The sequence below is a fragment of the Lysinibacillus composti genome, from assembly GCF_016908465.1.
GTDB lineage: Bacteria > Bacillota > Bacilli > Bacillales_A > Planococcaceae > Ureibacillus > Ureibacillus composti_A.
In genome coordinates, this window is record NZ_JAFBDY010000026.1 from 38,132 (window position 1) to 45,765 (window position 7,634).

At 35.9% G+C, this 7,634-nt stretch carries 8 protein-coding genes; 6 read left to right on the top strand and 2 right to left on the bottom strand.

The window, feature by feature from the left end:
• The first annotated feature begins 248 nt into the window (after positions 1-248).
• Together JOD29_RS17710 and JOD29_RS17715 are read left to right on the top strand one after the other, a co-directional pair.
• Entirely contained in the window at positions 249-932 is a 684-nt protein-coding gene (locus JOD29_RS17710) for an adenine nucleotide alpha hydrolase family protein (RefSeq protein ID WP_124766719.1), read from the top strand.
• A gap of 203 nt (positions 933-1,135) precedes the next feature.
• Positions 1,136-1,855 (top strand): DUF421 domain-containing protein, encoded by a 720-nt coding sequence (locus JOD29_RS17715; protein WP_192894263.1) that lies wholly within the window; start codon positions 1,136-1,138, stop codon positions 1,853-1,855.
• Positions 1,856-1,915: 60 nt separating this feature from the next.
• Here JOD29_RS17715 and JOD29_RS17720 read toward each other — a convergent pair whose 3' ends face one another.
• Both JOD29_RS17720 and JOD29_RS17725 read right to left on the bottom strand, forming a co-directional pair.
• Positions 1,916-2,335, bottom strand: coding sequence for a protein-tyrosine phosphatase family protein (locus tag JOD29_RS17720; protein WP_124766718.1), 420 nt, complete (start codon positions 2,333-2,335; stop codon positions 1,916-1,918).
• Positions 2,336-2,361: 26 nt separating this feature from the next.
• The gene (locus JOD29_RS17725; RefSeq protein WP_124766717.1) at positions 2,362-3,306 is read right to left on the bottom strand and encodes a carbohydrate kinase family protein; all 945 of its coding nucleotides are present in this window, start codon (positions 3,304-3,306) and stop codon (positions 2,362-2,364) included.
• Between the two features lie 142 nt (positions 3,307-3,448).
• Between JOD29_RS17725 and JOD29_RS17730 the strand changes: the two genes are divergently transcribed.
• The 4 genes from JOD29_RS17730 to JOD29_RS17745 all read left to right on the top strand — a co-directional run bounded on the left by JOD29_RS17730 (position 3,449) and on the right by JOD29_RS17745 (position 7,515).
• A complete protein-coding gene (locus tag JOD29_RS17730; protein ID WP_124766716.1) occupies positions 3,449-4,021 on the top strand; it encodes a GNAT family N-acetyltransferase in 573 nt (190 codons plus the stop codon).
• A gap of 26 nt (positions 4,022-4,047) precedes the next feature.
• Positions 4,048-4,947 (top strand): EamA family transporter, encoded by a 900-nt coding sequence (locus JOD29_RS17735; RefSeq protein ID WP_124766715.1) that lies wholly within the window; start codon positions 4,048-4,050, stop codon positions 4,945-4,947.
• Between the two features lie 112 nt (positions 4,948-5,059).
• Entirely contained in the window at positions 5,060-6,577 is a 1,518-nt protein-coding gene (gene argH, locus JOD29_RS17740; RefSeq protein ID WP_124766714.1) for an argininosuccinate lyase, read from the top strand.
• Positions 6,574-7,515 carry an N-acetylglucosamine kinase gene (locus JOD29_RS17745; protein WP_124766713.1) on the top strand — a complete coding sequence of 314 codons (942 nt, stop codon included), beginning with the start codon at positions 6,574-6,576 and terminating at the stop codon, positions 7,513-7,515. Before argH ends, JOD29_RS17745 begins: the two co-directional genes overlap by 4 nt.
• Positions 7,516-7,634: the final 119 nt, after the last annotated feature.

Below are 7,634 nucleotides of genomic sequence, written 5' to 3' on the forward strand. Positions count from 1 at the left end.
AATCCTCGGGTCATAATATGTTGTCAAATGGGCTCATTAATATGTGTTATATTAAGAGTAATAACTCTTTATAAATGGAAAATTACAAATAAATTTCTAATGTACAATAATTAATACATAATTAAGTATACAATAGAATTATACTCAACGCACTCATTTAGCATATGACTTTGCTATTTTGTGCAGAAATTTGCTATTTGTTTAAAAATAAAAGTACTTAAGTACGAATTTAAGGAGCTTAACTAGTTATGAAACGTCTAAAAACCCACATGGATGAAAGTATCTTGGTGTGTGTATACTACGGACTTAACGGAGAGCGTCTTATTAGAAGAGGCCATAAACTTGCAACTTTACTAGATTGTCCATTATATATTCTTACTGTAGATTCAAAGCCTCTTGATTCTTTCGATGCTGAAAAGTCAGGTTATATAGATAGATGGAGTGCATTAGTTGAGGAATTGGGTGTAGAGGAATTCATAATTCGTGACAATGAAAAACGTCCAATCCAAAAGGTAATCCAAGAAGTTGCTCGTGACTATAATGTAACTCAAATTATTGTTGGCCAAAGTGCTCAAAGCAGATGGGAAGAGATTACAAAGGGCTCCTTTATAAACGTTTTACTAAAAGAGATTCCTTTTGTTGATTTTCATATTGTTGCTGTTAAACGCCCTACAGATGACGAAACCTATGGCAAATACGAAAAAGGCGTTAGAGCATATGTAATTAATGATTTTGAAAATTATAAGATTGTTTTTACATGTCCCAACACTCCATCATTAGAGGGAATATTCTTTAAAGAAATAGGAACAGATTTTGATAATGGTATTTTTAAATTTACTTATTCCAATAAAATGCGTGAAGTAACAATCAAAGAAGGAATCGTGGTAGATTCTTACTTGATTCCAGAAGAGTGTAAGCCCGGTTCAAGATAAACTATGGGCCCATCTATAACTAACCTTAAAGGTCTTCTATCTTGCGGTAAAAATGCATGCATGTAACGCTACACTATCAAAAGGCATAATTGACTAAAACAGAAACATCCATTTCATGATGTTTCTGTTTATTTTTTTGCTATTTGCATATTCAAACCATCTTTCGTTCAAGCTAAATGAAGGGAACGAAAGGAGTAATAACTATGGAAGGGTTTCAAGACATTAACTTTTTTGAAATGATTCTCCGTTCCACCATTTCATTTTTTACCATACTTGTATTAGCTAGAATCATTGGGAAAAAGCAATTGAGCCAGCTTACCTTTTTCCATTACATAACTGGAATAACTATCGGTTCAATTGCTGCTGAAGTTTCAACCCAAGAGAGAACCCTTTTTTGGGACGGCTTTACTTCTCTAATATGGTGGGCCTTTTTAACGTTATTAGTCAGTTATATTTCACTAAAGTCTACAAAAGCAAGAGTCTTATTCGATGACCGTCCAACAATCTTAATTCAAAACGGAACCATTATTAAAAATGGGATGAAAAAGGCTAGACTACACACTGATGAATTATCGATGCTACTAAGAGAACAAGGTATATTCTCCTTTTCTGAAGTGTTACATGCCGTTTTCGAAACAAACGGAGAATTAAGTGTTGTAAAGATGCCAGCGAAAGATCAGGCAACCAAAGCGGATGTAAAAGCAGATGTTTCAATTCCGCCATATATGCCTACTGAAATCATATCCGATGGGGTTATTAATAAAAAGAACCTTGTGGAATTAGACTTAACTGAAGAATGGTTATTGAATAAGTTAAAGAAGAAAAACGTCAAAAATATTGAAGATGTTTATTTCGCTCAAATATTAGAAAATGGTTCTCTTTATATTAGTTTAAACAATGGAAATGGCAAGAATCAAAATTGAGTTTCCTTTATTGCCATGTAAAAAGCCGTTTTAAGGATTTTACCCTTAAAACAGCTTTTTTTATTTATATAATTTAGTTAAGGCTTCTTTCATGTTTGTTCTAACATTTGCTGTTGGTCGTATTGCCTTTATCATAAGTTCAGCATCTTCTAAATTTTTTGCATGTCCTAATTCCATTAATGTAGCAACGGCCATTACACTTGCACGACCATTACCACTTCCGCAATGAATATAGACGTTTTCCCCTTGCTGATAGGCTTCTACAACTTTCTTTACACCCGTTTGAATTGACTCTGCAATCTTTTTACTTTCATCAGCAATTGGTGTGTGGATATAATTATAAGGTGTTGCTTCATCCCTGCCTTTTACTCGTACATCGACAACAACATCAATAGGTTCATTAACTACAACAACCTCAGTGTCTTCTGCTCCACCAATGAAAATTCGTCCTTTAACTAATTCATTATACTTTTGGTCCATTCATACCACCCTAATAAAATTAATATTTATAGTAAATCTTTAATTTCATCATAATGCGGAAGAGCCGTTAATGCACCTGGTTTTGTTGCCGCAAATGCCCCAAGTTTGTTTGCAAAGCTTACACATCGTACAATCTCCTCTTTAGAAGAAGGTAGACCATAGTAATGAACAAAACGCAATATACCTGCCATAAACGCATCACCAGCTCCAGTTGTATCCACCGGCTCTACTTTAATCGTTGGTATATGAATAGTTTCCCCATTTAAGATTGCGTAAGCTCCATTTGCACCTACTGTAACTAAAATTATTGGTAGTCCATACTGATTTAATGCTTGAATGCCATCTTCTAAATTATTTGTTTCCGTTAAGAATAGTAGTTCCTCATCTGTTAGTTTTAAGATATGTACATCTTTGAAAAAGGAGATAATTGTGTCACGACAAACTTTAGGACTACTCCATCGTAATGGACGAATATTTGCATCCATTGCCATGATAACTTCATTTTCCTTCACTAGTTCAACCGCTCTTCTAGTTGTTTCTAAAGCTATAGGATGAAACATTGTATTTGAGCAGACGTTAAATATAGAGGCTCTTTTAAATGCTTCTTCATTCAATTGTTGTGGCTCAACTTGTAAGTCAGGTGTTTCATCTTCGTAATCACAAAAAATTCGCTCGCAAGCCTCAGTTAAATGAACATGAACCCCACTTACACGCTTTTCTGGTACAAACACCGAGTAATCTAAATTTACGCCCTCTTTTTTTAACTCCAATCGAACAAATTCTGATGTTTCGTCCTCACCTGTGATCGTTATGAGTGCAGAAGGCGCCCCGATACGACTAATTCCTGCGGCAACATTAATCGTTGCACCCCCTAAAAATTTGGTGAATGATGTATTCGTCATATCATTCGCTATATAATCAACAAAAGCATCGCCATAAACTAATACAAACTCTTTTTCTAACTTAGTCATTAGATGTCTAACCTCCGTATGTAATCCTTTGTATAGATTAACATATAAATTACTTTCCAATAAAGTTTTATTACTATATAGATAGTGTTAAATTATCTAAATCTGAACTTTTTGTTATACTTTTATTGAAAGGATGAAGGATATGGAAATTAAAATTAGACAAGCTGTAAAAAGTGATGCAAAAGTAGTTGCTCCTCTTATTTATGACGCAATTGGTGAAATTGCCTATCGTTTAACAGGGGAAAATACTGAAGACAAAGCAATTGAACAACTGGAAGGGTTATTTAAAAGAACAGATAACCGTCACTCTTATGAAAATACATTTGTTGCAGTAAATGATGAAACAAATCAAATTTTAGGCATGATTGTTTTATATAGTGGTAAAGACGGAGAAAGCTTAGATGCATCCCTGCAGCAATGGCTCGAAAGCAAAAACGCTCCAATAAGTAAAATTGACCTTGAAGCCCACCCCGATGAGTACTATATTGACACAATTTGCGTTCACGAAAGCTCTCGTGGCTTAGGGCTAGGGACAAAACTTTTACAATTTGCTGAGCAAGAAGCATTACGAAAAGGATTCACGAAACTCTCGCTTAATGTAGAAAGCGTAAAGGGCAGCGCACGAAGATTATATGAAAGAGTGGGCTTTAATGTGACAGAACCCTGGTCAATCATTGGTGAAACATTCGATCATATGGTTAAAACAATAAAATAAATGAAATGAAATGTAGGTCAGGCATCTTGAAATCAAATCTTCTTTACCAATTACTTATTATCATAGCATCAAGTTGCTATGGGATCTTATCAACCATAGTAAAAGTAGCAATGGGAAATGGCTTTACTTCAGCTGAAGCCGTTTCTAGCCAATACATCGTAGGATTCATACTTATCCTACTTTTATTTATTACAACACAAAGGAACTTTCCGCGAATTTCCAAATCTGGTTATCTTATAATCTTTGTATCTGGTATCTTTACTGGCACAACCGGTGTTATTTATGGAATGTCATTAGAATATTTACCCGCCTCTTTAGCGGTCGTTATGCTATTTCAATTTACATGGATTGGAATGTTCATTGATTGTGCTCTAAATAGAAGGCTGCCTAATCAAACGGAGTCCCTTTCTTTAGCTTTTTTATTTGTAGGTACGATTCTAGCAGCCGGTATTCTAGATGTAGACTTAACTAATATAGCCTGGCAGGGGTGGGCATTGGGCTTTGCTTCTGCAGTTAGCTTCGCCATATTTATACAGGTGAACTCGCACAAAGTTGAAGGAGTCTCTACAATCGCTCGCACATTTTACATGTCATTTATTGCCCTAATTTTATCCAGCTTATTTTTAGCACCTGAGATCATTTGGAACGGAAAATTACTGAACGAAGGTTTATGGAAATTCGGACTTGTCCTTGGCGCTTTCGGGACGATAGTGCCAATTTTATTATTCTCAATGGCAGCTCCAAAGGTCGGCGGTGGGCTAACATCTATATTAAGTGCTATGGAACTTCCAGTAGCCATTATAGCCTCTGTCATTGTATTACATGAAAAGCTGACGATTTTGCAGTGTTTAGGAATCGTATTAGTTTTGATTGGTATGAGTTTGCCAACAGTAATAGCCCAAAGAAAAGCCAAAGTTAAACATTAACTATATAAAGATGGTGAAGTACGTAACCTTTTATAAATTAGGCAGTACTATAGGATAAATAAGAAATATTTTTAAAATGAATTTGGGACTTACTCTGGAGGCGAACTAATCGATGTTTCAGGATTACAAAAGCCGAATAAATGAGATTGAGGGAAATCAGTTTCCTTCTAATAGTTACCGCCAAATGGTTCTCCAGCCAGCATACGATGAAGCTAAAAAACACTTTTTAACATCAATGGTGCAAATACATATTGCCCATCTAAAGATGCTTGAAGAGCAAACACTTGTAACCAAAGAAGAGGCCAAGAGAATTGGTGAGGCAATTGCTAACTTAGATTTAGACTACTATAAAACACGTGATTATAATCCTCAATTTGAGGATTTGTTTTTCCGCATCGAAAATAAGTTAATTGAATTAGCTGGAGATGTGGCCGGTAACTTGCATATCGGCCGCAGTCGAAATGATATGGGTATTGCTATTTACCGTATGACAATACGTAAAAAGCTACTTTCCCTAATGAAGGCATTAATTTTATTAAGGTCATCCTTAATTGTATTTGCGGAAGAACATGTAGAAACAATTATGATTGGCTATACCCATACACAACAAGCTCAACCCACAACCTTTGCCCATTACTTAAAGGCTGTTATTGATCAACTTTCTCGTGACTTTAAACGTATGCAAGCTGCCTACAATACAGTGAACAGTAGTAGTATGGGGGCAGCTGCCTTAACAACAACAAGCTTTAATATTAGCCGTGAGCGAATGGCTGAACTTCTAGCGTTTGATGCAATTATTGAAAATGCTTGGGATGCTGTGGCCGGGGCAGACTATATTGCCGAAACAGCAAGTGTTGTTCAACTTTCAGCGTTAAATCTTGGCCGCACGTCACAGGATTTTTTACAGTGGGCAACGCAAGAATTTAATGCCTTTAGCCTAGCTAGCCCATATGTTCAAGTAAGTTCGATTATGCCACAAAAACGCAATCCTGTTTCAATTGAACATACACGCTCATTATTGTCTTCAGTGATTGGTGATGCTTCAACTGTACTACAAATGATTCATAACACACCATTTGGAGATATTGTAGATACCGAAGATGACATGCAACCATACTTATGGCGTGCAATGGAGAAATTGAGAGGAATCTATCAATTGTTTGGTAGCGTCGTTGTTACCATGGAAGTAAATAAAGAAAAGTTGTTAAAACGGGCAGAAAACAGTTTTGCTAATGTAACGGAACTAGCGGACTCCCTTGTTCGGTCAGAAGGTATTTCATTTCGTCAAGCGCACCGAATCGTTAGTAGCTGTATAAAAGAACTTCTTCAAGCTAAAAAGGAATCTTTAGAGAGTTTAACTTGGGAACTGGCTAATGAAAAAGCGCTAGAAGTCACGGGGAAGGCGCTAAAAATTTCAAAAAAAGACTTCGATAATTCGTTAAAGCCAGAATTCTTCGTTAATGTACGAAAACTTTTAGGTGGCCCTGCACCTGACACAATGAGAAACTCACTTATTCAGGCTCAGTCCATTACCCCCTTGCTCGAAAATTGGGTGAAAGAAAAAGAAAATCAAATTCTGAAGTGTGAAGAACAATTACAGCAATATCTTGAAGGTTGGAAAAAGAAATGACAGAACGCATCATTTTAGCAATTGACGGAGGTGCAACGAAAACCTCGCTCTTATTACGTACGGTAAGTGGTAACGTAATTTTTGAAAAAACGTCAAGTGGCTCTAACTACCAAACAATCGGAGCAGAGAAAGTAGTCTCAGTTCTTACAAACTTATTACTTAAAGCTTATCAAGCTACAAATTACTCCAAAATAGACTGTGCTGTTTTTGCAATGGCAGGAATTGATACAGAACGGGATTTAACCACTGTCAAACAAATCATAGAAACCGCTTGTTCTAATGTTCCCTTTACAATAAATAATTTAATTGTTGAAAATGATGTTTTGGCAACCTTAATTGGTTTAACGAAAGGTTCTCCCGGTGCACTTCTGATTTCTGGAACAGGTTCTATTGCTTTTGCTACAGATGGTAGAGAAACATTTACACGCACAGGTGGATGGGGACACCGCGCAAGCGATGAAGGAAGTGGGTACTTTATTGGCCGGGAAATTTTACAAACCATTTTTCGTACGGCAGATGGTAGAAATACAAAGCCGACAATATTGACAGAGCTTGTTTTAAAAAAACTTGAAATTAAATCAGTAGAACAATTAAATTCTTGGCTCTACCAAGAACAATATACAAACGCACAAACTGCTAGCATAAGCTCTGTTCTTCCAGAAGCTATTGTATTAGAGGATGAACTGGCTATTAATATAGCTCAAAATGCTGCAAAGGAACTTTCCCTTTTAGCATTAACAACTGTTAGGAAATTGGAGATTGGAAACACCCCATTCACTATGTATTTAAATGGTGGAGTCTTAAAACATAACCCATTTATTTTAGCAGAATTTGAACAATACACGGTAAATGTCCTCCCAAATATCTCATTTACTTTATGTAATGAAAATCCGATTACTTATATAACAGATCGAGCTCTCTATGCCTTGAAAACATAAAAAATCCGCCTATTTATAGGCGGATTCAGACTGTAGACAAACTCGAAATTTCGAGTTTGCCTACAGTCTTTTTTCTTTTAAAATAAAAGTAATAGTTTTTGAAATAGAGTTAGTTGATC

What these genes read in the sequence shown, in the direction of transcription:
- JOD29_RS17730 (WP_124766716.1), top strand. Translation starts at nt 3,449, where the DNA reads ATGGAAATTAAAATTAGACAAGCTGTAAAAAGTGATGCAAAAGTAGTT.
- JOD29_RS17715 (WP_192894263.1), top strand. Translation starts at nt 1,136, where the DNA reads ATGGAAGGGTTTCAAGACATTAACTTTTTTGAAATGATTCTCCGTTCC.
- JOD29_RS17710 (WP_124766719.1), top strand. Translation starts at nt 249, where the DNA reads ATGAAACGTCTAAAAACCCACATGGATGAAAGTATCTTGGTGTGTGTA.
- JOD29_RS17745 (WP_124766713.1), top strand. Translation starts at nt 6,574, where the DNA reads ATGACAGAACGCATCATTTTAGCAATTGACGGAGGTGCAACGAAAACC.
- argH (WP_124766714.1), top strand. Translation starts at nt 5,060, where the DNA reads ATGTTTCAGGATTACAAAAGCCGAATAAATGAGATTGAGGGAAATCAG.
- JOD29_RS17720 (WP_124766718.1), bottom strand. Translation starts at nt 2,335, where the DNA reads ATGGACCAAAAGTATAATGAATTAGTTAAAGGACGAATTTTCATTGGT.
- JOD29_RS17725 (WP_124766717.1), bottom strand. Translation starts at nt 3,306, where the DNA reads ATGACTAAGTTAGAAAAAGAGTTTGTATTAGTTTATGGCGATGCTTTT.